Annotated in this window: 24 protein-coding genes; 6 read left to right on the plus strand and 18 right to left on the minus strand. The window is 67.9% G+C overall.

The annotated features are described in order from the left end of the window. Together FOB72_RS14255 and FOB72_RS14260 are read right to left on the minus strand one after the other, a co-directional pair. Positions 1 to 831 (minus strand): type III pantothenate kinase, encoded by an 831-nt coding sequence (locus tag FOB72_RS14255; protein WP_150373174.1) that lies wholly within the window; start codon positions 829 to 831, stop codon positions 1 to 3. Further along, entirely contained in the window at positions 828 to 1,742 is a 915-nt protein-coding gene (locus FOB72_RS14260; RefSeq protein WP_150373175.1) for a biotin--[acetyl-CoA-carboxylase] ligase, read from the minus strand. The genes FOB72_RS14255 and FOB72_RS14260 overlap by 4 nt, the downstream gene beginning before the upstream one ends. Positions 1,743 to 1,937: 195 nt before the next feature. On the opposite strand from FOB72_RS14260, the gene FOB72_RS14265 reads away from it, so the two are divergent. The 5 genes from FOB72_RS14265 to FOB72_RS14285 are packed head-to-tail and all read left to right on the plus strand — an operon-like array spanning position 1,938 to position 6,959. Next, complete coding sequence (locus FOB72_RS14265; protein ID WP_150373177.1) at positions 1,938 to 3,068, plus strand: MlaE family ABC transporter permease; 1,131 nt, start codon at positions 1,938 to 1,940, stop codon at positions 3,066 to 3,068. Next, on the plus strand, positions 3,065 to 3,883 hold the full coding sequence (locus FOB72_RS14270) for an ABC transporter ATP-binding protein (RefSeq protein ID WP_150373179.1): 819 nt from the start codon (positions 3,065 to 3,067) through the stop codon (positions 3,881 to 3,883). The genes FOB72_RS14265 and FOB72_RS14270 overlap by 4 nt, the downstream gene beginning before the upstream one ends. Further along, on the plus strand, positions 3,883 to 4,830 hold the full coding sequence (locus tag FOB72_RS14275) for an MlaD family protein (protein WP_191002153.1): 948 nt from the start codon (positions 3,883 to 3,885) through the stop codon (positions 4,828 to 4,830). Before FOB72_RS14270 ends, FOB72_RS14275 begins: the two co-directional genes overlap by 1 nt. Positions 4,831 to 4,853: 23 nt before the next feature. Continuing rightward, on the plus strand, positions 4,854 to 5,615 hold the full coding sequence (locus tag FOB72_RS14280; RefSeq protein WP_150373181.1) for an ABC-type transport auxiliary lipoprotein family protein: 762 nt from the start codon (positions 4,854 to 4,856) through the stop codon (positions 5,613 to 5,615). A gap of 30 nt (positions 5,616 to 5,645) precedes the next feature. Further along, positions 5,646 to 6,959 carry a VanZ family protein gene (locus FOB72_RS14285; protein ID WP_150373182.1) on the plus strand — a complete coding sequence of 438 codons (1,314 nt, stop codon included), beginning with the start codon at positions 5,646 to 5,648 and terminating at the stop codon, positions 6,957 to 6,959. Between the two features lie 6 nt (positions 6,960 to 6,965). On the opposite strand, the gene pcp is transcribed toward FOB72_RS14285, so the two are convergent. From pcp to FOB72_RS14330, 9 genes are all read right to left on the minus strand, one after another. Continuing rightward, positions 6,966 to 7,616, minus strand: coding sequence for a pyroglutamyl-peptidase I (gene pcp / locus FOB72_RS14290; RefSeq protein ID WP_150373183.1), 651 nt, complete (start codon positions 7,614 to 7,616; stop codon positions 6,966 to 6,968). A gap of 13 nt (positions 7,617 to 7,629) precedes the next feature. After that, a complete protein-coding gene (locus FOB72_RS14295; protein WP_150373185.1) occupies positions 7,630 to 8,580 on the minus strand; it encodes a DUF979 domain-containing protein in 951 nt (316 codons plus the stop codon). Positions 8,581 to 8,595: 15 nt separating this feature from the next. Further along, positions 8,596 to 9,336, minus strand: a complete 741-nt coding sequence (locus tag FOB72_RS14300) for a DUF969 domain-containing protein (RefSeq protein ID WP_150373186.1) — start codon at positions 9,334 to 9,336, stop codon at positions 8,596 to 8,598. Positions 9,337 to 9,389: 53 nt separating this feature from the next. Then, on the minus strand, positions 9,390 to 10,130 hold the full coding sequence (gene pxpA / locus FOB72_RS14305; protein ID WP_150373187.1) for a 5-oxoprolinase subunit PxpA: 741 nt from the start codon (positions 10,128 to 10,130) through the stop codon (positions 9,390 to 9,392). A 51-nt stretch (positions 10,131 to 10,181) separates the two neighbouring features. Beyond that, complete coding sequence (locus FOB72_RS14310) at positions 10,182 to 11,201, minus strand: biotin-dependent carboxyltransferase family protein (protein WP_150373189.1); 1,020 nt, start codon at positions 11,199 to 11,201, stop codon at positions 10,182 to 10,184. Then, positions 11,198 to 11,848 (minus strand): 5-oxoprolinase subunit PxpB, encoded by a 651-nt coding sequence (gene pxpB, locus FOB72_RS14315; protein ID WP_150373190.1) that lies wholly within the window; start codon positions 11,846 to 11,848, stop codon positions 11,198 to 11,200. The genes FOB72_RS14310 and pxpB overlap by 4 nt, the downstream gene beginning before the upstream one ends. A gap of 361 nt (positions 11,849 to 12,209) precedes the next feature. Further along, complete coding sequence (gene lipA, locus FOB72_RS14320; protein ID WP_150373192.1) at positions 12,210 to 13,196, minus strand: lipoyl synthase; 987 nt, start codon at positions 13,194 to 13,196, stop codon at positions 12,210 to 12,212. 51 nt (positions 13,197 to 13,247) lie between these two features. Then, the gene (gene lipB, locus FOB72_RS14325) at positions 13,248 to 13,994 is read right to left on the minus strand and encodes a lipoyl(octanoyl) transferase LipB (protein WP_150373194.1); all 747 of its coding nucleotides are present in this window, start codon (positions 13,992 to 13,994) and stop codon (positions 13,248 to 13,250) included. Between the two features lie 58 nt (positions 13,995 to 14,052). Continuing rightward, positions 14,053 to 14,421: a DUF2917 domain-containing protein gene (locus FOB72_RS14330; protein WP_150373195.1), complete on the minus strand. Its 369-nt coding sequence runs from the start codon at positions 14,419 to 14,421 to the stop codon at positions 14,053 to 14,055. A 213-nt stretch (positions 14,422 to 14,634) separates the two neighbouring features. Between FOB72_RS14330 and FOB72_RS14335 the strand changes: the two genes are divergently transcribed. Next, the gene (locus tag FOB72_RS14335) at positions 14,635 to 15,594 is read left to right on the plus strand and encodes a transcriptional regulator GcvA (RefSeq protein ID WP_150373196.1); all 960 of its coding nucleotides are present in this window, start codon (positions 14,635 to 14,637) and stop codon (positions 15,592 to 15,594) included. A gap of 4 nt (positions 15,595 to 15,598) precedes the next feature. Here FOB72_RS14335 and FOB72_RS14340 read toward each other — a convergent pair whose 3' ends face one another. The 7 genes from FOB72_RS14340 to FOB72_RS14370 all read right to left on the minus strand — a co-directional run bounded on the left by FOB72_RS14340 (position 15,599) and on the right by FOB72_RS14370 (position 23,881). Further along, positions 15,599 to 16,675 carry a tyrosine recombinase XerC gene (locus FOB72_RS14340; RefSeq protein WP_150373198.1) on the minus strand — a complete coding sequence of 359 codons (1,077 nt, stop codon included), beginning with the start codon at positions 16,673 to 16,675 and terminating at the stop codon, positions 15,599 to 15,601. A gap of 31 nt (positions 16,676 to 16,706) precedes the next feature. Next, complete coding sequence (locus FOB72_RS14345; protein ID WP_150373200.1) at positions 16,707 to 17,378, minus strand: DUF484 family protein; 672 nt, start codon at positions 17,376 to 17,378, stop codon at positions 16,707 to 16,709. A gap of 71 nt (positions 17,379 to 17,449) precedes the next feature. Beyond that, positions 17,450 to 18,592 (minus strand): rod shape-determining protein RodA, encoded by a 1,143-nt coding sequence (gene rodA / locus FOB72_RS14350; RefSeq protein ID WP_150373201.1) that lies wholly within the window; start codon positions 18,590 to 18,592, stop codon positions 17,450 to 17,452. Between the two features lie 12 nt (positions 18,593 to 18,604). After that, positions 18,605 to 21,025 carry a penicillin-binding protein 2 gene (gene mrdA, locus FOB72_RS14355; RefSeq protein WP_150373202.1) on the minus strand — a complete coding sequence of 807 codons (2,421 nt, stop codon included), beginning with the start codon at positions 21,023 to 21,025 and terminating at the stop codon, positions 18,605 to 18,607. Positions 21,026 to 21,071: 46 nt separating this feature from the next. Then, positions 21,072 to 21,584, minus strand: a complete 513-nt coding sequence (mreD, locus tag FOB72_RS14360; RefSeq protein WP_150373204.1) for a rod shape-determining protein MreD — start codon at positions 21,582 to 21,584, stop codon at positions 21,072 to 21,074. Next, entirely contained in the window at positions 21,581 to 22,570 is a 990-nt protein-coding gene (gene mreC / locus FOB72_RS14365) for a rod shape-determining protein MreC (protein ID WP_150373205.1), read from the minus strand. Before mreC ends, mreD begins: the two co-directional genes overlap by 4 nt. Before the next feature lie 267 nt (positions 22,571 to 22,837). Next, positions 22,838 to 23,881: a rod shape-determining protein gene (locus FOB72_RS14370; protein WP_011296266.1), complete on the minus strand. Its 1,044-nt coding sequence runs from the start codon at positions 23,879 to 23,881 to the stop codon at positions 22,838 to 22,840. Positions 23,882 to 24,424 lie beyond the last annotated feature (543 nt).

The following is a 24,424-nucleotide window of genomic DNA, read 5'->3' on the forward strand; positions in this document are numbered from 1 at the left end:
TCAGGCACGCAGCGCCATCGCGTGCAGCCCAAGCAACACCAGATTATCGTGCAACTCGCACGGCATCGCGAGTGCACCGGCGAGCGCATGGCGCGCGCCGCCCGACAGCACGCAGCGCACGGGGCCGCGGGCCGCGAGCGCACGCCACGTCTGGGCGATGGCGCCGGTCTGGGCGGCCAGGCAGCCTGCCGCGATGGCGTCGTGAGTGTTGTCGGCACCCAACGCCATATGGCCCGCGGCGGCGGCGTCCACGCCGTCGAGCGAGGGCAGCTGGGCCGTGTTGCGCGCGAGCGAGCCAAGCATCAGGGCGAGGCCGGGCAGGATCAGGCCGCCCTCGAACCGCGCGCCGGCGGGCGCTGCGTTGGCGTTGGCGGTGACGATATCGAGCGTGGTCGCGGTGCCCGCGGTGACGAGCAACAGCGTTTCACCGGGATACCGGCGATGGGCGCCGATGGCGCCAACCCAGCGGTCCACGCCAAGCTGCGAGGGCTCGCGGTAACCATTGACGAGGTCGCCATAGGCGGCCGTCGTGCGTACCCATTCCAGCGGGGCCGCGGCGCCGAACGCCTGCGTGACCAGCGCGGTGGCGCGCGCGGCCGCGCCCTCGCCCGCCACGTTGGCAATCCAGACGGCCGGCACCTGCGCGCCCGCCGCGGCCAGCGCGCGCCATGCCTCGACGGTCTGTCCGAAGTCGTTGGCCTCCTGCGCGGCGCCGTGCGCGATGGCGCCGTCGAACTGCCACGGCTGGGCCACCGACGGATCGGCTTCGAGCGCCGTGCACCACGCCCACTTGAGCCGGGTGTTGCCGATATCGATCAGCAGCGCGCTCATGCTTCGGCTCCGCGCAGCGACACCTCGCCGCTCGTCACGCGCTGCAGGCCCGCGTCGGTCTCGAGCAGCAGATGGCCCTCGTCGTCGACGCCGCGCGCGAGGCCTTCGGCAATCAGGTTCCCGTCCTGCAACAGCCGCACGGGCTCGTCGCGAAACGCGTCGCGCGCGGACCAGCGCGCGGTCATCGGTGCCAGGCCCTCGGCCACGAACACCTCTCGCATGGCGGCAAGACGGTTGAGCACGGCCGCGAACACGCGCGTGGCGTCGCGGTGGACATCGAAGCCCCGCACCACCTCGGCCACGCCCGCCAGCGCGCGGCCCAGCGCGGCCTCCGCACCGGCGTCGCGCACGAGGTTGAGGCCAATGCCCACCACGGCCCAGACGCGGCCCGGGCCCGCCGGTACCGTTTCGATCAGGATGCCGCCGAGCTTGCGACCCTCCACCTGCAGGTCGTTCGGCCATTTCAGGCGCACGCCCGGGGAGCCGGCCTCGGCATGGGCCCGCTCGCGGACGTCTTCGATCCCCTCGGCCACGGCCAGCCCGACGGCAAGGCTCAGCCCCGCCAGGCGTGCCGGGGCGAGCGGCAGCGGCAGCGCCACCGAAAAGGTGAGCCCGGCCTGTCCCTGTTTCCATGGCCGCCCCTGCCGGCCGCGGCCGGCGGTCTGGAGGTAGGTATGGCGGACCTGCGCGGCCGCCGCGTCCTCGTCGGCGGGCCAGTCGGCCATGCGGCAGGCATGCACGAGGTCCGCATTGGTGGAGCCCGTTTCCTCGACCGTCTCCACGACCCAGTCGCGCGCGGGGCCGGCGAGCGCCGCGCGCAGCACGGCCGCGTCGATGCGCCATACTTGGGCGCCAGCGGCGGCACGCACGGAGGAACGGGGGGATGCGGACGAATGAAGCAGGTCGGACATGACGGCTGACGTGGGCGATGACGCCTCTATGCTGGAACGAGCCCCCGGGACCGGGGAGCGTGCATTGTAGCCGTGCCCTTTGGGAACCATCGTGTTTCTCCGTGTCAGAGGAAGTCTCATCGCCACATCGTGATCGGTAGCTTAGAATCGGGACTCAACCTTCGGGACTCAACCATCACATCGCCGGTATTTCATTTGGATCGCCCGACGACGCCCGCCATCGACATCCAGCGCCAGGATGGAACCTGCAGGATCGCCCTGCAGGGGGACTGGACCGCGCTCGCGCTCGCGGACTGCGGGGGTGCGCGCGGCCTGCGCGCCCAGCTCAAGTCGCTGGCCAACACCCCCGACAGCGCCGAATGGACGCTCGCGGGGGTAGGCCGGCTCGACCATATCGGCGCGCAGCTGATCTGGCAGGCGTGGCAGGGCAAGATGCCCGAGCGCCTGACCGCCGACGACGGCCAGCGCCGCGTGTTCGGGCGCATCGCGGCCCTGAAGACCGACGGCTGGAAGAAGCGCATGGTCGATCGGTTCAATCCGATCACCCTGTTCGGCGCGGGCATCCTGTCGATGATCATGCAGCTGGCCAACGGCGTCACGATGCTGGGGCAGCTCACGTTCGACCTGCTGCGCTTTGCACGCGCGCCGCAGCGCGGCCCGTGGCGGGAGATCTCCGCGAATATCTACAATATCGGCTACAAGGCGCTGGGCATCACGGCACTGGTCGGCTTTCTGATCGGCATCGTGCTGTCGTACCTGTCGTCGAACCAGCTGCGCACGTTCGGGGCGAGCACGTTCATCGTGAACATTCTCGGCATGGCCGTGATCCGCGAACTCGGACCGGTGCTCGCGGCCATCCTGATCGCGGGCCGTTCGGGCTCCGCGATCACCGCGCAGATCGGCGTGATGCGCGTGACCGAGGAACTCGACGCGATGAGCGTGATGGGCATCTCGCACGGCTTCCGGCTGATCATGCCGCGCGTGATCGCGCTAGCCGTATCGATGCCGCTGCTCGTCGCATGGACCGATCTGCTCGCGCTGTTCGGCGGCATGACGGCCGCCAAGCTCCAGCTCGACATCAGCTATTCGTACTTCCTGCGCCAGTTGCCCGACGCGGTACCGGTGGCCAACCTGTGGCTCGGCCTCGGCAAGGGCGCGGTGTTCGGCATGCTGATCGCGCTGACCGCATGCCATTTCGGCCTGCGTATCAAACCCAATACGCAAAGCCTCGGCGAAGGGACGACGGCATCCGTGGTCACGTCGATCACGATCGTCATCGTCGCGGATGCAATCTTCGCGATCCTGTTCAAGGACGTCGGGATATGAACGCACCGGACAAGGCGCCGCAAACGCACGGCGAGACCATCATCGAGGTCCGCAACCTCGTCAAGCGCTACGGCGATGCCGTGGTCCACGACGGGCTCGACCTCGACGTCTATCGCGGCGAGGTGCTGTCGATCGTCGGCGGCTCCGGCACGGGCAAGACCGTGCTGCTGCGCCAGATCGTCGGGCTCGAACGCCCCACGTCGGGCACGATCAAGGTGTTCGGCGAGACGCCCGCGTCGCTGCGTCCCGCGCAACTGCAGGCGCTGCGCAACCGCTGGGGGCTGCAGTTCCAGCGCGGCGCGCTGTTTTCCGCGCTGTCCGTCATCGACAATATCGCGCTGCCGATGCGCGAGCTGCGCGCGCTGCCCGACAACCTGATCTGCCAGGCCGCGCTGCTCAAGCTGCAGCTGGTCGGGCTGTCCGCGCGCGATGCGGACAAGATGCCCTCGGACCTGTCCGGCGGCATGATCAAGCGCGTGGCGCTCGCGCGCGCGCTGTCGCTGGAGCCCGAGCTCGTGTTCCTCGACGAACCGACGGCCGGTCTCGACCCGATGGCCTCGGACGACTATGTGTCCCTGATTCGCGAGCTCCACACGGAGCTCGGCCTGACCGTGGTGATGATCACGCACGACCTCGACACGCTCGTCGCGCTGTCGGACCGCGTGGCCGTGCTGGCCGACCACAAGGTGCTCGCGGCCGCGCCGATCTCGGAGGTGATCAAGGTCGATCATCCCTTCATCCACGAATACTTCCTGGGCGAACGCGCCCAGCGAGCGATGCAGGCGCTGGCAGTGCCGCCTCACGGAGAAGCCTGATGGAAAACAAATCGAACGCCTTCCTCGCGGGGGTCTTCACGATCGGCCTGGCCGTGCTGGTGCTGTTCTCGGTGTTCTGGTTCAGCAGCGACCATGCGGTGCGGGTGCCCTACGACCTCATCACGCGCTCCACCGTCAACGGCCTGGGCCCGCAGGCCGACGTCAAGTATCGCGGTCTCGACGTGGGCAAGGTGGTGTCGATCCGTTTCGATCCGCAGGTGCCGGGCCAGATCATCGTGCGCATCACCGTGAACCAGGACACGCCGATCACGCGCACCACGTACGCCACGCTCGGGTTCCAGGGCGTGACCGGCATCGCATACGTGCAGCTCGACGATACCGCGCGCGAGGAAGGCGCCGGCCAGGCCTCGCCGCCGCTGCGCACGTCCGCGCGCGAGCCCGCGCGCATCGTGATGCGGCCGGGGTTCTTCGAGGAACTGGAGAAGCGCGGGGACTCGCTGCTGACGCAGACCGAGACGCTGATGTCGTCGCTGAACGAGATGTTCCAGACCACCAATCGCGACGAACTGATGGCGACGATCAAGTCGATGCACGAGACCGCCGAGAACTACTCGAAGCTCGCGAAGACGCTGCAGCCCACGGCGGACAAGCTGCCGAAGGCCGTGGACAACCTCAACGCGACGCTGGCCTCGGCGCGCCGCATGACCGACGAACTGGCGAGCCCCAACGGCACCGTGATGCGCACCGTGAACAAGGTGGGCAACGACCTGCAGGTCGCCGCGGACTCCGTGCAGGCTGCCGCGAGTACCATCAACGAAGAGACGCTGCCGCAGATCAACGGTCTGGCGCGCGATGCGCGCCAGACGGTCCGCAGCATCGACCGCGCGGCCGGCACGTTTGGCGATCAGCCCAACAGCGTGCTGTTCGGCGGTCCGACGCCCACGCCCGGCCCGGGTGAGTCCGGCTTCAAGACGCCATCACCATGAACCGACTTCGAGAGTCCACCGCCATGACCACCGCCGCCCCGCTGACTGCATCGTTCGCCACGGTTGCGCGCCGCCTGCCGCAGGCGGCCGTGGCCCTGCTCGTGCTGCCGCTCCTGCTGACCGGCTGCAGCGTGCTGTCGTCGAATCCGCCCGCCACGACCTACGACCTCGGCCCGCTCGCGGCCGCGCCCGCGCAGCCGCCGGCGCCGCTGCCCAAGATGCGCGTGGCCCAGACCGAGGGGCCGGACTGGATGGACGGCAGCCAGCTTTATTACCGGCTGCAGTATTCGCAGCCGCAGAGGCTGCAGGCCTATTCCACGCAGCGCTGGGTACAGCCCGCGCCACGGCTGTTCGACGACCGGCTTCGCGAAGCGGTGTCGGCGCGCGGCGCGCTCGGCTGGATCCGCGATGCCTCGGCGCCGGGCATGCGCGTGGACCTGCTCGCGTTCGAGCAGGTCTTCGACACGGCCACGTCGAGCCGCGGCGTCGTGCGCGCGCGCGTGACCGTGTACCAGAAGGGCCAGATCGGCCAGAAGACATTCGTGGCGGAGCAACCCGCGCCCACGGCCGATGGCGCGGGCGGCGTACGCGCGCTCGCGGCCAGCAGCGACGCCGTGATTGCCGCGATCCTCGACTGGGTGGCCACGCTGCCGCTGGACCCCGGCGCGCCCGGCACGACCGTCAGCGCGGCGCCGCTGTTCCCCGGCACGACCATGCCGGTGCCCGAGGCGCCCCCGGCACCCGCGCCCGGGCCCGGGGCCGTCCCCACGCGCACGATGCGCTGAGGACACGCGCGCCGCGCCCAGCATCCGGCCATGGCGAAGCACGCACCGGCTCCTCCGCCGAGCCCGCCCCCGAGTCCACCGGCGTATCCACGCCAGCCCGAACTGGAGGGCTGGCTGCCGCGTCATTCGCCGCTCGCGCGCGTCGGCCTCATCTGCTTCACGCTGCTCGTCGTCTACGCGAGCCTCTATCCGTTCTCGGGCTGGGTGAACAACGGCATCTCGCCGTTTGCATACCTCAGCGCGCCCAAGCCGCGCTACATCACGGACTTCGACCTGATCACGAACGTCCTTGGCTATTGCCCGTTCGGCGCGCTGGTGGTGCTGGCGCTGCATCCCCGCATATCGGGCGCGCGCGCGACGCTGCTCGCGTTCGTCTCCGGCGCACTGCTGTCGGCGGCCATGGAAGCGTTGCAGACATGGCTGCCCAATCGCATTCCGTCGAATATCGACCTCATCACGAACGCATTGGGCGCGCTGCTCGGCGCGGCCGTGATCGCGCCCTTCAGCAGCGCGCTGATCGACCGCGGCACGCTGACACGGCTGCGCATGGCGTGGTTCGAGCCGCATGCGAGCTTCGCGATCATCCTGTTGCTGCTGTGGCCGTTCGCGCAGGTGTTTCCGCAGGAGCATCTGTTCGGCATGGGCGGCATCGTGCGCGAATGGCTGACCGATCCGGATTCGTGGCCGATGGAATGGCTGCAGGCGCTGTTCCCGATGCTGCTGACCTGGCAGGATTCGGTGGGACTGCGGCCCGACGACATGCAGAGCCAGCTGTTGCTGGAGACGCTGGTCACGGCCAGCAGCTGGTTGGGCACCGGACTGTTCGCGTCGCTCGCGATGCGGCGCACGGCGCCGATGCTGCGCATTCTCGCGGGACTGCTGGCGTCCGCGTTGCTGATCAAGGCCGCGGTGGCGGAACTGCAGTTTCCCGAGGACAACTCGTTCAACTGGCTGTCGGAGGGAGGACGCTTCGCGCTGCTGACGAGTTCGCTGCTGCTCGTGCTGCTGCTGCGCCTGCCACGCTGGCTGCGCGCCACGCTGGCGATGCTGGCGCTGGCCACGCTGGTCGTGCTGACCAACGTGCTGCCATCGAATCCCTACGCGTGGATTTCGGAGCAAGGCTGGCGCATGGGCCGCTTCGTGCATTTCAACAGCCTCGCGCAGTGGCTCGGCTGGTTCTGGCCGCTGCTCGCGTTCTGCTATGTGATCTGGCGGCTGGAGCAGGTGACGCTGCGGCGCAAGCTGCAACGCCGCGCCCAGCGCCGCGCCACCGCCCGCGCGGTGGCCGCGGCGACCGAACGCCACGACACGGCGGACCACACGGTTGACGGCAAGACGCGCTAGACCCGCTCAGTGAAGCTGGCCGCCCTGCTCGCGAACGTCGGCGGCAGTGTTCAACGTGGTGGCCACCGCGACACGCAGGCCCGCGATCAGCGTCTCGAGCGCAAGACTCGGTGCGCCCGGATGCCGGGCCGCCTGCTCGGGCAGATACGGGATATGAATAAAGCCGCCGCGCGCGTCCAGCTTGCGCCGCGCGAGCGCATGCATAAGCCCGTAGAACACGTGATTGCACACGAACGTGCCTGCCGTCTGCGACACCATCGCCGGCACCCCGGCCGCGCGCAGGTCGCGCGTGATGGCCTTGATTGGCAGCGTGGAGAAGTACGCGGCGGGACCCTCCGTGGCGATCGTCGTATCGATCGGCTGCGCGCCCGCGTTGTCCGCGATGCGCGCGTCATCGACATTGATCGCGATACGCTCGATCGACATCTCGGTCCGGCCGCCCGCCTGGCCGACCGCGATCACCACCTCGGGCTTCAGTTCCTCGAGCAGCGACTCCATGCCGGAGATGGCCGCGCCGAACACGCAGGGCAACTGCCGGGCGACGATGACGGCATCGTCGCCGACGCGCTGCCCTTCGAGCGCGCGCACCGCCTCCCACGATGGATTGACCGGTTCATTCTCGAACGGCTCGAAGCCGGTAAGCAGTACGGTGCGCATGCAAAGGCCCTCGTTACATCAGGAAGTACAGCAGGACGATATTGGCCACCAGGATCGCGAGCGCGGTCGGCACCTGCGCGCGGATCACGGCGTTCTTGTCGTCGAGTTCGAGCAGCGCGGCCGGCACGATGTTGAAGTTGGCCGCCATCGGCGTCATCAGCGTACCGCAGTAGCCGGAGAACATGCCGATCGCCGCCATCACCGCCGGGTTCGCATGGAACATGCCGACCAGAATGGGCACGCCCACGCCGCCGGTCATCACGGGGAATGCCGCGAAGCCGTTGCCCATGATCACGGTGAACAGCGCCATGCCGACGCAGTACACGGCCACGGCCACGAGCTTGTAGTCCATGTTGATGTACGCGGTGGTCAGGTGCGCGACGGCCTTGCCCACGCCCGCATCGGCGAACACGAGGCCGAGCATCGCGAGCATCTGCGGCAGCACGAGCGCCCAGCCGAGCGACTCGATCAGGCGGCGCGATTCCTTCACGCCCTGCGCGACCGTGTCACGCGTGAGCCAGCACACCACGGCCAGCGAGATCAGGCAACCGATACCGAGCGAGACGAACGTGACGTTCTTCGGGTCCAGCAGCGCCAGGCCCGCGATCTTCACGTCCTTGAACAGCACCGTGCCGAGCACCGTGACGAGCGGAATCAGCAGCGCGGGGATGAACAGCTTGTTGCCGAGGCGCTTCGCGCTCGCGCGGCGCTCCTCTTCCGGCAGGCTGCCGTGCTTGCCCTGGCCCACACCGCCAAAGCCCGCGATCAGCGCCATGACGACGGCGGCGATACCGACGATGGCCGGCGGAATCTTGTCGCCGATCAGGAAGATGATTGCGTACAGCAGCCAGAACAGTCCCGTGGACAGGCGACGCGGGTGCGTCTTGTCCGTGAACGTCATCAGTGCCGTGATGGCCAGCACCAGGCCCGCGAGCCAGTAGAGATATTCGATGGATACGATCATGATGTCCGGCTCCCGTTATTCGCTCTTGCCGGCGGCAGCCGGGGTCGCATTGGGGGGCACGGCAGAGCGGCCCGCGAGTTCGCGCGCGAGCCAGCCGTCCAGGCGTTTCAGGCGCACGGCATGGATCAGGAATGCGCAGATGGCGGTGGGGATCCCCCACACGGCGATATGCAGCGGCTCCACGTCGATGTTCGACGACAGCAGGAACGTGTGCATCAGCGCGATGGCGCCGAACGCCACGAAGATGTCCTCGCCGAAGAACAGGCCCACGTTGTCGGTGGCCGCGCAGAATGCGAGCACGCGCTGGCGCACGGGTTCGGGCAGCTGGCCGAAGCGGTTCTCGGCAGCGCCTTCCGCCATCGGGGCCAGCAGAGGACGCACCATCTGTGGATGGCCGCCGAGGCTGGTCAGGCCGATCGCAGCGGTGAGTTCGCGCACCGCGAGGTACACGATCAGCAGGCGGCCCACCGTGGCCGAGGCGATCCGCGAGATCCACGCCTGTGCATGCTCGCGCAGGCCGTGGCGCTCGAGCAGCCCGATGACCGCGAGCGGCAGCAGGATGATCAGCGGCAGGTTGCGTGCCTTGACGAACGCGGTACCGATCGCCGTGAAGATCTGCATCAGCGGCATCGATGCGGCGAGCCCGGTCGCGATGGCCGCGAGCGCGACCACGAGCATCGGATTGAATCGCAGCACGAAGCCGATGATGATGACACCGACCCCCAGCAGGGGCCAAAGATTGACAGCTGATTCCATGAAGGACACCAGATAGAGTGTGATGGATCGACGCCAGCCTGCGGGGGTACCCCTCAGACGCCAGCCCGTACAACAATGCCTTCCGAGCCGAGCCGTTCCCGGATACGGCGCGCGAATGCAAGCGCGTGAGCGCCGTCGCCATGCAGGCACACGGTTTCGGCGCGGATGGGGACCCAGCTGCCGTCGATGGCGCGCACGCGCTGCTCGCGCACCATGCTCAGCGTCTGGTTCAGGGCCACTTCCTCGTCGTCGTGCAGCGCGCCGGGCGTGCCGCGTTTGACGAGCGTGCCGTCCGGGTTGTAGCCCCGGTCGGCGAACACTTCTTCCTTCACGCGCAGGCCGTGGGCGCGCGCGATCGTGATCATCTGGCTGTTGGCCAGCCCGAAGAACACGAGGTTCGGGTTGTAGTCGCGGACCGCGCGGACGATCGCCTCGCACAGTTTCGCGTCGCGTACCGCCATGTTGTAGAGCGCGCCGTGCGCCTTCACGTGCGCGAGCTGGCCGCCCTGCGCGCGGACCATCGCGTCGAGCGCGCCGATCTGGTACAGCACGTCGGCATACACGGCTTGCGGGTCGCGCTGCATTTCCGTGCGGCCGAAGTTCTCGCGGTCCGGAAAGCTCGGATGCGCGCCGATGGCCACGCCGTTGGCGATCGCCCATTTCACGGTCTGCAGCATCGTCGCCGCATCGCCGGCGTGCCAGCCGCACGCAACGTTCGCGGAACTGATCAGCGTGAGCAGCGTTTCGTCATTGCCGCAGCCTTCGCCGAGGTCGGCGTTGAGGTCGATTTCCATGGGGTTCTCCTGCGAGGGGTTCTGATTGTCTGGAAGCGCGCGCGATGCGGGTTACGCCACCGCGCGCGTCTGGGTACGCCGTCGCGCGGCGATCACCATGCCGTCGCCCTGCCACCGCAGGGCCTGATCGATCTGCCGCAGGTAGCGGTCCACTTCCGCCTGCGCGGCCGCGGCCCCATCGAGCGACACCTGCATGAAGCGCACCGTTGCGCCGAGCGGCACCTGCGCCAGACGCCACAGGTCGGCGCCGATGACCACGCCGATCTTCGGATACCCGCCCGTGGTCTGCGCATCGCTCATCAGCGCGATCGGCTGGCCGGCCGGCGGCACCTGCATCACACCGGGCACCACGCCGTGCGAGAGCAGGTCGGCGCTGCGGTCCGCGCGGCGCGCGAGCGACGGCCCCTGCAGACGCAGGCCCATGCGGTTGCTCTGCGGCGTGATCGTCCACTCGGCCTCCCACAGCGCGGCCTGCGATGCGGGTTCGAAATCCTCGTACTCGGGGCCGGCCAGCATGCGCACGACCCATGCATCGCCTTCGCGATTGACGGGCAGCGCCCACGCGGGCGCGGCCACGCCGAGCCAGTCCTGCTCGCTCGCAAGGCCCACGCGGCCGACGGGCAACCGGTCGCCGTCGCGCAGCACGCGGCCCTGGAAGCCGCCGTAGCCGGACTTCAGGTCCGTGCTGCGCGAGTTCATGACCAGGGGCACGTCGATACCGCCCGACACGCAGAGGTAGGTCCGCGTGCCGCCGCGCGCGGCCGGCAGCGTCAGCACCTGCCCCTTGCGCACGTCGAACGCATGCCACGCCCACACGGGCAGGCCATCCAGATTGGCGCCGCACTCGGCGCCCGTCAGTGCCACGCGCATATCGGCGTGGAAGCGCATGGCCGCGCGGCCCAGCGTGAATTCGATACCCGCGTCACCGGGCGCGTTGCCGAGGAGGCGATTGCCGACGTCGAGGGCGAGGCCGTCCGCCGCGCCCGAGCGGCCCACACCGAAGCGGCGAAACCCGATACGGCCGAGGTCCTGGACCGATGCCTGTGCGCCAGGGCGAATGATTTCAATCACGCGACAAATTCCTCGATGACGAAGCGCACCGTGTCACCCGGCGCAAACAGGGACGGCGGATCGCGGTCCGCCACGAACAATTGCGCATCGGTATGGCCGATCAGCTGCCAGCCCCCCGGCAGCACGGCCGGATAGATGCCGGTCTGCTCGCCGCCGATGCCGACGGCGCCCGCCGGCACGGCCAGCCGCGGCTCGCGGCGGCGCGGCGTGGCCAGCGCGGCCTCCATGCCGCCCATATAGGCGAAGCCCGGCTGAAAGCCGAGGAAGTACACGACGTATTCGCCGGCGGCATGGCGCCGCACGACCTCTTCGGCCGACAGTCCGGTATGCGCGGCCACGTCGGCCAGATCCGGGCCGTACTCGCCGCCGTACCGGACCGGGATCTCCACGAGCTTGCCGGTGGCATTGCGGGTCTCGCCGGACGCCCAGGCGACCTTGAGGTTGCGCTCGAGCGCGCTCACGTCGGCGTCGCCGTCGAAGACCACGGTCAGGTTGTTCATGCCCGGCACGACGTCGACCACGCCGCGCCAGTCCGCGGCCCGCTCGGCCATGGCCCAGATCCGGCGCTGTACCTCGAGGGAAGCTGGCGGGGCGACGCTATACAGCAGCGCCTGTTCCGCCAGGCGGTGAACGGTGCATTGGGGCATGGTGGGTGCCGTTGTGATGAGGACCGGACTTGTCAGGTCAGTGTAGGAATCCCAGTGCGAACCGGAAGTCCCGAACGCCGTCGTCTAGAGCAAGTTATGGGCCTGCTTGACGATCCAAACGTGACGTTTAGCTATTTCATCGATGTTTTATCGATAAATTCATCATATCGAAACAAGCGAACGGCGACCACCTCGGGATGTCCCTAGGTCCATCTGCACATAAAGGGTGCCGCCGTGCCCCGAAAAGCAGCCAAAATCCCGTCCCGTGCCCTGTTCTGCGCCGTTGCGCATTCGCACGGAAAACAAAAACGGCCGGGAGGTCCCGGCCGTCTGGCAGTGCTTTCAGGAAGCGATCAGGCGATCAGGCAAACCCGGCCTGATGGGCCTGCTGGTCCGCGTGATACGAGCTGCGGACCATCGCGCCCACCGCGGCGTGGGTGAAGCCCATCTTGTAGGCCTCGTCCTCGAACATCTTGAACGTATCCGGATGGACGTAGCGCAGGACCGGCAGGTGATGGTTCGACGGCGCCAGGTACTGCCCGATCGTCAGCATGTCGATATCGTGCGCGCGCATGTCGCGCATGACCTCGAGGATTTCCTCGTCGGTCTCGCCCAGGCCGACCATCAGGCCGGACTTGGTCGCGACGTTCGGGTTGCGGCGCTTGAATTCCTGCAGCAGCTTGAGCGAGTGCGCATAGTCGGCACCCGGGCGTGCCTGCTTGTACAGGCGCGGTACCGTCTCGAGGTTGTGGTTCATCACATCGGGCGGACCGGCCTGCAGGATGTCCAGCGCCTTGTCGAGGCGGCCGCGGAAATCGGGCACGAGTACCTCGATGCGCGTCACCGGCGACAGCTCGCGCGTCTGCGTGATGCAGTCCACGAAGTGCTGGGCGCCGCCGTCGCGCAGATCGTCACGATCCACGCTGGTGATCACCACGTAGTTGAGCTTCAGCTGCGCGATCGTGCGGGCGAGGTTGCCCGGCTCGTTGACGTCGAGCGGATCGGGGCGGCCATGGCCCACATCGCAGAACGGGCAGCGGCGCGTGCACTTGTCGCCCATGATCATGAACGTGGCGGTGCCCTTGCCGAAGCATTCGCCGATGTTCGGGCAGCTGGCTTCCTCGCACACCGTGACCAGGTTGTTCGCGCGCAGGATGTCCTTGATCTCGTAGAAGCGCGAATTGCCGGTGGCGGCCTTCACGCGAATCCACTCGGGCTTCTTGAGCTTTTCGGCCGGCACGATCTTGATGGGGATGCGCGCGGTCTTGTCGGCGGACTTCTGCTTCCGGGTCGGATCGTAGTCGGCCTGCGGGGCTTCGCTGGAGGTGGCGATCAGGGCGTCGCTCATAATGTTCTTTCCGCTAAAAATTGGGGAGCCGGCTGTCTGAGCCGACCACATTCATATGGCCGCGGCAGTTTCTGCCCCGGCCACGGCAGCGGGCCCGTTGGCCACGGCACGCGCCTCGCGCGCCGCAAGCACCTCGCACAAGGCCGCCGCCAGGCGCCGTGCGATCTCGGGGTGATGAACCGCGGTCACCGGCAGGGGCGCCGCGCCTTCGCGCGCATCGTCCGCCACCACGGTGGCGCCCGCGGTCGCCATGTCGACCGTTTCCAGTCCGGCATAGCCGCAGGGATTGATGCGCAGGAACGGCGAGAGGTCCATCTGCACGTTGAGGCTGACGCCGTGATAGCTGCAGCCGTTGCGGATCTTGAGGCCCAGCGCGGCAATCTTGGCACCCCGGTGCGCTCCATCCGACAGATAGATGCCCGGTGCGCCGGCCTTGCGCTCGGCTGCGAGATTATACGCCGCGAGTGTATCGAGCACGGCCTGCTCGATATCCTGGACCAGTTCCCGCACCATCAGATGGCGCCGACGGAGGTCCAGCAGCAGGTAGGCCACGATCTGGCCCGGTCCGTGATAGGTGATCTGCCCCCCGCGGTCGATCTTGACGACGGGAATCGCCGCATCGGGCACGAGCAGGTGCGCGGGATCGCCGGCCTGGCCGAGCGTGTAGACCGGCGGATGCTCGACCAGCCAGATCTGGTCGGGGGTGTCGGCGTTGCGGGCTTCGGTGTACGCCCGCATCGCGTCGAAACAGGGTGCGTACGGCTCGCGACCCCGATCGATGACTTGTATGGGATGCATGCCCGCCAGTGTAACGAAAAGGGGGCGGGCCTGCCCGCCCCCCTTCATCGCGCGGTCTTCACAGTACCGTGACCTGATCCTTGCCCGGCGTCCATTCCGTGCCGCGCACGAGCCGGCGCGCGGCGCGCCAGGCCATATGGACGACATCGCCAAGCGTCAGCGACGGGCGGCGCGCCTCGGCGATCAGCGCGAGCTGGATGGCCTCCGGCGCCGCCGGGTCCACGCTCAGCACGATCTCGTCGCCACGGCGCAGCAACAGGCTACTGCCGCAACGGAGCCAGTAGTCCTCCGAATCGTTCTCGCGCGTGACCCAGAGGTGCGTGCCGGCGGCTTTCTGTACCGTGAGGCGCTGGGCGGCATGGAGCGAGAGGGCGGTGACTTCGCCGGGATTCAGGGTAAAGACTGTCGTTGTGAGCAGAGTTTTCATGATGGCTTCTCCGATAACCGAACTGCCGTGGCTTGGCCGCCGCACCGGAACTGGCCCGGCGCCTCGACCGGGCCAGTTTTGTTCGCTTCATTGCATTGATTTGCGGCGTCCGGTGCATTGCATTCTAGGGATTGCCCTAGCACGATCAAAACGATATATTTTCCATTCGCTTGTCAATGAAACTCACATAGAAAACGGTAGAGACTGTCATTTATGGCTGGAAAGGGCTCCTGGCACCCCGACGACGCGCGCAGCTGGCGCCGCGAATTTCCGCGCCTGCCGGCGCTGGCCGCGCTCCGCGCTTTCGAGGCCGCCGCCCGGCACGAGAGCTTCTCCCGCGCGGCCACCGAGCTGTTCGTCACGCACGGCGCGGTCAGCCACCAGATTCGCGCGCTCGAGGAGGAACTGGGCCAGCCGCTGTTCGAGCGCCGCGGCAAGCGGGTCGCGCTGACCGCCAACGGCCGCGTCTACGCCGAGCGCGTTCGCGACGCGCTGCTGCAGATCGCCGATGCCACGCGCGTGCTCCAGGCCGGCAACCGCGACAAGCGGCTGACCATCAGCACCATGCCGTCGTTCGCCGCGCGCTGGCTCACACCGCGCATCGGCAGCTTTATCGAGCGGCATCCCGAGCTCGACGTCGAACTACTCTCATCGAACTCGCTCGTCGACTTCGCGAGCGAGGAAGTCGATATCGCGCTGCGCATGGGCAGCGGCGACTATCCGGGTCTCTATGTGGAACAACTGCTGGACGACCGGTTCTTCCCGGTCTGCAGCCCCGATTTCAATGGCGGACGCCTGCCCGAACTGCCACAGCACATGGCCGGCATGCCGCTGCTGCGCGGCGAGGGCGATCCGTGGAAACCGTGGTTCGAGGCCGCTGGCCTCGACTGGCCAGAGCCGCGCAAGGGCCTGCTGCTGCAGGATTCGTCGCTGCTGCTGCAGGCGGCGGCCGAGGGCCAGGGCATTGCGCTGATCCGCTCGTCGCTCGCTTACAACGATCTGCTGTCGGGGCGCGTGGTGCGGCTTTTCGACGTGAGCATCGCGTGTCCGTGGCTGTTGTATTTCGTGTGTTCGCCGGACAGCCTCGAGCTGCCGAAGGTGCAGGCATTCCGGCAATGGCTGCTGCCGGAGATGGAGCGCTTTCGCGGCATCCTGTCGCAGTGGATCGACTAGGGACCTAGCCGGTCTCGTCGTCCGGCTCGGGTCCGGCTCCGGGCTCGGCCTTGGCCGCGCGCCCCGCCCGCGGGTGGGCCTTGTCGTAGACCTTGGCCAGATGCTGGAAGTCCAGCGACGTATAGATCTGCGTGGTCGAAATGCTCGCGTGGCCGAGCATCTCCTGCACCGCGCGCAGGTCGCCCGACGACTGCAGCACGTGCGTCGCGAACGAATGCCGCAGCATGTGCGGATGGACATCGGTCGGCAACCCCGCGGCGATCGCCTGTTTCTTGATGCGCTGCTGGATCGTGCCACCCGACAGGCGCCCCCCGCGCGCGCCCAGAAACAATGCCGTGGCATCCTCGGGCGCCGCGCCCGGACGCGCGAGCTGATCGCGCACCGCAAGCCACGCGCGCAGCGCTTCGAGCGCCTTGCTGCCGACGGGGACCTTGCGCTGGCGCGAGCCCTTGCCGATGACCGTGACCTCGCCCTCCGCGAGATCGAGCCAGCCGGACGAGCGATAGTCGCCATCCTCGGTATAGCGGACGTCGAGCTGCACGAGCTCCGATAGCCGCAATCCGCTCGAATAGAACAGCTCGTAGACGGCCTGATCGCGCCGCGCGGCCGCATCGTCGTTGCCGCGATGGCCCACCAGCGCCACCGCGTGCTCGACCGACAGGGCCTTGGGCAGCCGATGGCCACGGCGCGGCGCGCGCACGCCATCGACGGGATTCGCCGGTACGCCGAGGCCGTGTTGCGCGGCCCACAGATAGAACCCGCGCCACGCCGACAGCGCGCGCGCGATGGTCGCGCCGGACAGGCCGCCGCCATGCATGCGGGCGGCAAATGCGCGGATATGGTGGGTCTGGAGCGCGAGCAGGTCGACGCCCGGCGCATGGCGCGCGGCATGCGCTTCCAGCACGGCGAGGTCGTGCGTGTAGTTGATCAGCGTATGGCGCGCGAGCTTGCGGCCGGTTTCGAGCCACGCGAGGTAGCGTGCCACCCGTGCATCGGTGGCGGGCCGGCGATCGCTATCCCGCTCGGCGTCGGCCCCCTTGACGATAGCGGTGCTGTCGGACGACGGTCGGCGGGACGCCATGGCGGAGGATCGGCAGCGAGAGGGCCGGGCCTCAGTCGCGCAGACGATTGAGGGCGGCCCCCGCCACCTCGCCGATCTGCGCGAGATACGCGGTGCCCATGCCCTCGTGGAACCGGCGCGCATCGGGCGAGCCCAGCACGAGCAGGCCGAACGTCGGGCCCGCGCCCTCCTCGCCCACGCGCGCCGGCGCGCGCAGCGTCACCATGGCCAGCGATGCGATATCGGCGCGCTCCAGCAGGCGGGCCGCCTCGAAGCCGCTGTTCGGGCCGCAGTACGGCGCGCGCAGGCCCTCGGCGAACAGGCGCAGGTCGTCGCTGGCGCCCTGTGCCACTTCCATATGCGAGTAGGCCTGGCCCACGTTCCACAGGCGCAGCGCCACGGCGGGCACGTCGAACACCTGCTGCAGGCCGTCCTGCACCGCATACGGCAGCGCGTGCGAGTCCACTTCCGCCAGCAGGCGCAGCTGCCATGCGTGCATGCGCTGCTGCGTGCGGTCGTTGTCATGCCCGTGCCGCACGAGGTCCGCCAGCTTGAGCTCGAGGCCCTTGTTCTTCTCGCGCAGGATTTCCATCTGGCGTTCCTGCAGCGACACGGCACGGTGGCTGTGCGGGCTCGTCAGCTGGACCGCCGCGAGCAGCTCGGCGTGATCCTCGAAAAACTGCGGATGGCTCTGCAGCCAGCTTGCAACGTCTTGCGAATTCATGGCGTCTCTACCAGGCATGGGTGTTGTGGTCGGCAGTGTAGCAAAGGGCAGCTTGAGTCGCCTTCGATGGGTCAGGTCTGGATCAGCCGCTTCTGACGCGAGATGCTCATCAGGATGCCGATGCCCATGCCCAGCGTGACGAGCGCCGTGCCCCCGTAGCTCAGCAACGGCAGCGGCACGCCCACCACGGGCAGGATGCCGCTCACCATCCCCATGTTCACGAACGCATAGGTGAAGAAGATCAGCGTGATCGCCCCGGCCAGCAGCCGCGAGAACAGCGTCGGCGCATTGGCCGCGATATACAGCCCGCGGAAGATCAGCAGCAGGTACAGCACGAGCAGCACCGCATTGCCGATCAGCCCGAACTCCTCCGAGAACACCGCGAAGATGAAGTCGGTGTGCTTCTCGGGGATGAACTCGAGGTGGGTCTGCGTGCCCTTGAGCCAGCCCTTGCCCGTCACGCCGCCCGACCCGATCGCGATGATCGACTGGATCGTATGGAACCCCTTGCCCAGCGGATCGGTGGTCGGGTCCAGCAGCGTGCAGACGCGGTGTTGCTGGTAATCGTGGAGAATCGGCCAGTTCACCCCGGGCGCGCAGATCTGGGTCTCGTAGGAGACCAGCAGCGTGATCGCCACGACGACGATCGCCAGCAGCGGCAGGATGATGCGCCACGACAGCCCCGCGAAATAGATCACGTAGAGGCCCGCGGCAAGCACCAGCAGGCCCGTGCCGAGGTCTGGCTGTTTCGCGATCAGCCCGACGGGCACGCCGAGCAGCAGCAGCGCCACGACGAAGTCGAACCACTTGATCACGCCCTCGCGCTTCTGGAAGTACCACGCGAGCATCAGCGGCATGGAGATCTTCATGATCTCCGACGGCTGGATGACCATGCCGACGTTGAGCCAGCGCCGCGCCCCCTTTCTGATCAGCCCGAACATCGCCACCGCGATCAGCAGCGCGACGCCGACGGTATAAAGCGGCACCGCCACGCGCATCAGCAGCTGCGTGGGCATGTAGGCGATCACCATCATCACCACGTACGACAGCAGGATGTTGCGCAACTGGTCCTCGACCCGGCCCGGCATGTCGATGGCGGCCGAGTACAGCGCCACGATGCCCGTGGCGAAGAGCAGGAACACGATCAGCGCGAGCGGCTTGTCGAAGCCCGTGAATGCGGTCCGAAGCACGGACAGGACGCGACGTTTTTCCATAAGCGCCTCTCCTTATTCGGTGACGGTTGGGGCGGCGGTCGCCGCGACGGGACGCGCGCGCGGCTTCGCGGGCACGGCGGGCGCGCCCTGCTGCCCGGCCGGCGCTACCGGCTTCTTGACCGGACCCGCGGGTGCCGCCGGCGTGGCCGTGGCCGACGCGGGCGCCAGCCGGCTGTGGCCGAGCGCCTGCAGCATGCGCGCGTCCAGCGTATCGACGGCCGAGGCCGGCGCGATCGCGTCGGGGTCCAGCCGCTGCGCGAGCGCTTCCGAAGCACTGTGCGCCGCGGACTGTCCCGCCGCCGCGCTGGCCGCCGCCATGTTGGCGGCACCGGCGCCGCTCGCTTCGGCCACGGCCGCGCTGACGCCGCTTGCGGCACCGGCCGCGCCACTGGCGGCGGCCGTCGGCGCGGTCATCATCACGGTGGCGCTGGCCACGCTCGCGGTCTGGCCGGTCGTGAACACGCTCGGCGTATCGACGGGCGGCTTGCCGCCCGCGCGCTCGCGCTCGGCCGGCGGCGGCGCGCTGGCCTGCAGTTCCTCGGGCCACTTGCCGGTCAGGTAGTAGTCCATCACCTTGCGCGCGATCGGCGCCGCCACGGCCGCGCCGAACCCCGCGTTCTCGACGATCAGCGCGAGCGCGATCTTCGGATTGTCGGCCGGCGCGAACGCCGTGTAGAGCGAGTGGTCGCGCTTGCGCTCTTCCAGCGCATGGTGGTTGTACTTCTCGTTCTTGCCGAGCGTATAGGTCTGCGCGGTACCGGTCTTGCCGGCCGACTCGTAGGCCGCGCCCGCGAACACGCGCGCGGCGGTACCGGAGTGGGTCACGGCGACCATTGCCTTCTTGATCACGTCGATATCGGCCTGCTTGAGCGGAATCCGGTAGCTCTCTTTCGGCACCGTCAGCGTGCGCTGGCGCGTGACCGAGTCCTCCACGGCCTTGACCAGGTGAGGCTTCATCACCGAGCCGTTGTTGACGATGATCGACACCGCATTGGCCAGCTGCAGGATGGTGAAGCTGTTGTAGCCCTGCCCGATACCGAGCGAGATCGTTTCGCCGTCGTACCAGCGCTGCTGCTCGGGCTTGCGGTACGCCTTGCGCTTCCAGTCGGTGGACGGCAGGATGCCGCGGCTTTCGCCCTCGATATCGATGCCCGTGATCTGGCCGAAGCCGAGCGGCTTCATGAAATCGTGGATGCCGTTGACACCCATGTCGCGGGCCAGCGCGTAGTAATACGTGTCGCACGACTGGACGATGGACGCCTGCATATCGACCCAGCCATGGCCGCCGGGCTTGTCGTCGCGGAACGTGTGGTTGCCGAACGTGAAGAAGCCCGGGTCGTGCATGCCCCATGCGGCCGTGCGCTTGCCCGTGGTCAGCGCGGCCAGTGCCATGAACGGCTTGTAGGTCGAGCCCGGCGGGTACGTGCCGCGCAGCGGCCGGTTCAGCAGCGGCTTGTCCGGCGAGTTGTTGAGCTCGTTCCAGGTGTTCGTGTCGATGCCCTCGACGAACAGGTTCGGATCGTAGGTGGGCTTGGAGACGAACGCGAGAATGTCGCCCGTAGCCGGCTCGATCGCCACCAGCGCGCCCCGGCGGTCGCCGAACAGCTGCTCGGCCAGTTGCTGCAGGCGGATGTCCAGCGACAGGATCAGGTTGTTGCCCGGGGTGGAGGGCGACGTGGACAGCGTGCGGATCGGACGTCCGCCCGCGCTCACTTCCACTTCCTCGAAGCCCGTCAGGCCGTGCAGCTCGCTCTCGTAGCTCTGCTCGAGGCCGATCTTGCCGATGTAGTTGGTGCCCTTGTAGTTGTCCGCGTCCTTGCGCGGATCGTATTTCGCGCCCTCGGCATCGTTGGCCGTGTCCATCTCCTCGATGCGCTCCTGGTCGCGCTGCGAGATGCGGCCGATATAGCCGATCACGTGGCTCGCCGACTCGCCGAGCGGATACTGGCGGAACAGGCGCGCGCGCACATCCACGCCCGGAAAGCGGAAACGCTGCGCCGAGAAGCGCGCGACTTCCTCGTCCGAGAGCTGGCTGCGGATCGGCAGCGACTCGAAGCTCCGCGATTCCTCGAGCAGGCGCTTGAACCGGCGCCGGTCGCGCGGCTGGATATCGATAAGGGTCGCCAGCGCGTCGATCGTGTTGTCGAGCGTGTCGGTCAGCTTGGACGGTGTGATTTCGAGCGTGTACGCCGAGTAGTTGCGCGCGAGGATGACGCCGTTGCGGTCCATGATGAGCCCGCGGTTGGGCTCGATCGGCGCCACCGAAATGCGGTTGTCCTCGGCCTTGGCCGAATACTGGTCATGCTTGTACCACTGCAGCCACAGGAAGCGCGTGAAGAGCAGGCCGAAGCAGATCACCGTGAACAGCGCAGCGGCCGCCACGCGGATGCGGAAGCGGCCGATTTCGAGTTCGACGTTACGGATTTCTGTCATGGCACGGTACTGCTAGGAGAATCTCTGACGAGGGCGTCGGATCGGGTCAGATCGGGCGCGTCTCGTCCACGTCGTTGGAGCGGCGCTGCGGCGCCAGCAATACGCTGGTGGCGAGCGGCCATAAGAGGGCTTCGATACCCGGGGCGAGCAGAAGTTGCCAGCCCGGCAGCGGCGCGCCCATCGCCAGCCGGATCACCACCGGCACCGCGTGGGTGACGAACAGCAGGGGCAGCACATGCAGCGCCTGCGCATAGACCGAGAACCACAGCACACGCCGGTGGATCGTGATCGCGAAGTACGCAAGAAGCGTGTACGCCATCGCGTGCTCGCCGAGCAGGCGCGCGTCGTGCACGTCCATCAGCAGGCCCAGCAGGAACGCCACGCCCATGCCGACCTTGCGCGGCTGGTGGATGTTCCAGAACACGAGCACCAGCGCCACCATGTCCGGGATCCACAACGTGGTGCCCCAGGGCATCAGGTTGAACAGGAACGCCATCACGAAGCTCATCGCGATGAACACGGGGTTCACGGGGCGCAGCAGATACTGACGATTGGTCATTGCGCGGACTCCCGGGCAGCCTTGTTCTCGGATTTGCCGTCGGCCTTCTCGGCCGCCTTGCTTTCGGCCGCCGCGCGGGCCGCCGCCGAGCGCGCGCCGCGCTCCGCCTTGTCGGACTTGCCGGTCGGCTCGTCGGCCGGCCGCGGCGGCAGGTTCGCCTCGTACTGGACCACGAGCAACTGGCGGTGAGCGCGCACACCCGCCACGGGCTCGCAGTACACCCGCGAGAACGCGGTATCGGCCTTGCGCTCGATCTGCACGACCTTCGCCACGGGCAGCCCCGGCGGATATGTGCCGTCGAGCCCCGAGGTCACGAGCAGGTCGCCCTGCTGCAGATCCGCGGACGCCGCCATGAAGCGCAGGTCCAGCAGGCCCGCGCGCGCGCCGCCGAAGGCCACGCTGCGCAGGCCGTTGCGCACGACCTGGACCGGAATGGCCTGGTCCTTGTCCGTGAGCAGCGTCACTTCAGACTGGAACGGCGACACGCGCGTGACCTGGCCGACCACGCCGCGCTCGTCGATGACCGGATAGCCGGCGCGCACGCCCTGCTGGCTGCCGCGGTCGATCACGATGCGCTGGCTGTACGGATCGCGCGCGTCATAGAGGATCTCGGCCGTGGTCACCGGCGTGGCCGAACGCTCCTTGAGGCTCAGCAGCTTGCGCAGCTGGTTGTTCTCGGCTTCGAGCTCGGCCTGGCGCACGGAGGCCTCGGCCTGCTGCACCGCATTGCGGCGCAGTTCGCGGTTCTCGGTGGCCAGGGTGACGGAGGACTGCGCGTAGTCGAACACGCCGCGCACCATGTCGCGCGGCACCAGTACCACGCGCTCCACGGGCAGCAGCACCGTGGCGGCGACCTGGCGCGCGACGCTCAGCGCGTTGAAGCGGGCATCGACGATCAGCAGCGCGAGAGAGATCGCCACGAAGACGACCAGTCGCGCCACGGCGGACGTGCCCTGCTTGAAAAGAGGCGGCGGAGAGTAATCCATTCGAGGCACTATCAAAATGATCCTGGCGTCGTTGCGCGGCCTTGCCGTACCATTTGTACTGTCTGCGGCCGCGCGCCTAGCCAGGACCGCTTCGCTTCATTTTGCTAGCGCCTCGAAATCCAAGGACGCAACCACCCATCCCGCAGCGGGCGATGGGGTCGTATCGGAAAGCCTGACGGCGAGCGGAGCCCGACGCAGCAGGGACGCCGCCCCCGTCGCATGCGCCGGCAGGCCGCGTATCGCCACTGTCAGGTTCCCCGGCTCGCGTTATTCGTACGAGAAGATGCTGCCCAGCTTGTCCATGCGCTCGAGCGCCATGCCGGAGCCACGCACCACGCAGGTCAGCGGGTCCTCGGCGACGAGCACCGGCAGGCCCGTTTCCTCGGCGAGCAGGCGGTCCAGGTCGCGCAGCAGCGCGCCGCCACCGGTCAGCATCATGCCGCGCTCGGCGATGTCCGCGCCCAGTTCCGGCGGGGTCTGCTCGAGGGCGATCTTCACGGCGGAGACGATCTGGTTCAGCGGATCCGTCAGCGCCTCGAGGATTTCGTTCGACGACACCGTGAACGCGCGCGGGATGCCTTCGGACAGGTTGCGGCCCTTGACTTCCATTTCACGCACTTCCGAACCCGGGAACGCCGAGCCGATTTCCTTCTTGATGGCCTCGGCGGTCTGTTCGCCGATCAGCATGCCGTAGTTGCGGCGGATGTAGTTGACGATGGCTTCGTCGAACTTGTCGCCGCCCACGCGGACCGAACCCTTGTAGACCATGCCGCCCAGCGAGATGATGCCCACCTCGGTGGTGCCGCCGCCGATATCCACGACCATCGAGCCCGACGGCTCCGAGACCGGCAGGCCGGCGCCGATCGCGGCCGACATCGGCTCCTCGATCAGGTACACCTGGCTGGCGCCGGCGCCCAGCGCCGATTCACGGATCGCGCGGCGCTCCACCTGGGTGGAGCCGCACGGCACGCAGATGATGATCCGCGGGCTCGGACGCAGCAGCTTCGAGTCGTGGACCATCTTGATGAACTGCTTGAGCATCTGCTCGGTCACGGTGAAGTCGGCGATCACACCGTCCTTCATCGGGCGGATCGCCTCGATATTGCCGGGGACCTTGCCGAGCATCTGCTTGGCTTCCTTGCCGACCGCCTGGATGGTCTTCTTGGCATTGGGGCCGCCTTCCTGACGAATCGCCACCACCGACGGCTCGTCGAGCACGATGCCCTTGTCGCGCATGTAGATCAGCGTGTTGGCCGTGCCCAGGTCGATGGCCAGGTCGTTGGAGAAATAGCTGCGGAGAAATCCGAACATCAGGAATCCTGTCTTCTGTTGGTTCGCGGGTATGCGAAGCGGCCAGCGCCACATGTCGATACTGCATGCGGCCCGGCCACGAATTTGGTCGTCACGATAGAGGGTTCACGGGCCCCCGGGGGCGCGGTACCGGTGCGTCGCACCTGAAACCTACGGGAACCTTTGATTAGACTCTGCGCGAAAGTTCGCCGGAGACACATGACAGGTCAAAAAATAACCTGACGGTGGCAGAAGCCTAATCGGAGGTACCTGATTGTGACAGCGAAAAATGCGATCAAAACTGGCCGCTAATTCACCGCTGGACATCGCCCGCGCGGTGTCAACCTGCCATCGGTGTCAGGGATTGCGGCGCCAGCACTGCGGCGCCTGCTTTCCAGCGTCTGGACGCGCACATTTCATCTCACATTGCCCCGGAGCAACGGCACTGGGGGGCGCATCCGGTGACACATGGGGCGGCAATGTGGTGAAGACGTGGCCGGGGGCCGGCAGCGACGCGTAATGATACCTTATAATTCCTGCTGTTTCGGGGCGTTTGGCCCCGGA

The organism is Cupriavidus pauculus (genome assembly GCF_008693385.1).
In the GTDB taxonomy this organism is placed as follows: Bacteria; Pseudomonadota; Gammaproteobacteria; order Burkholderiales; family Burkholderiaceae; genus Cupriavidus; species Cupriavidus pauculus_D.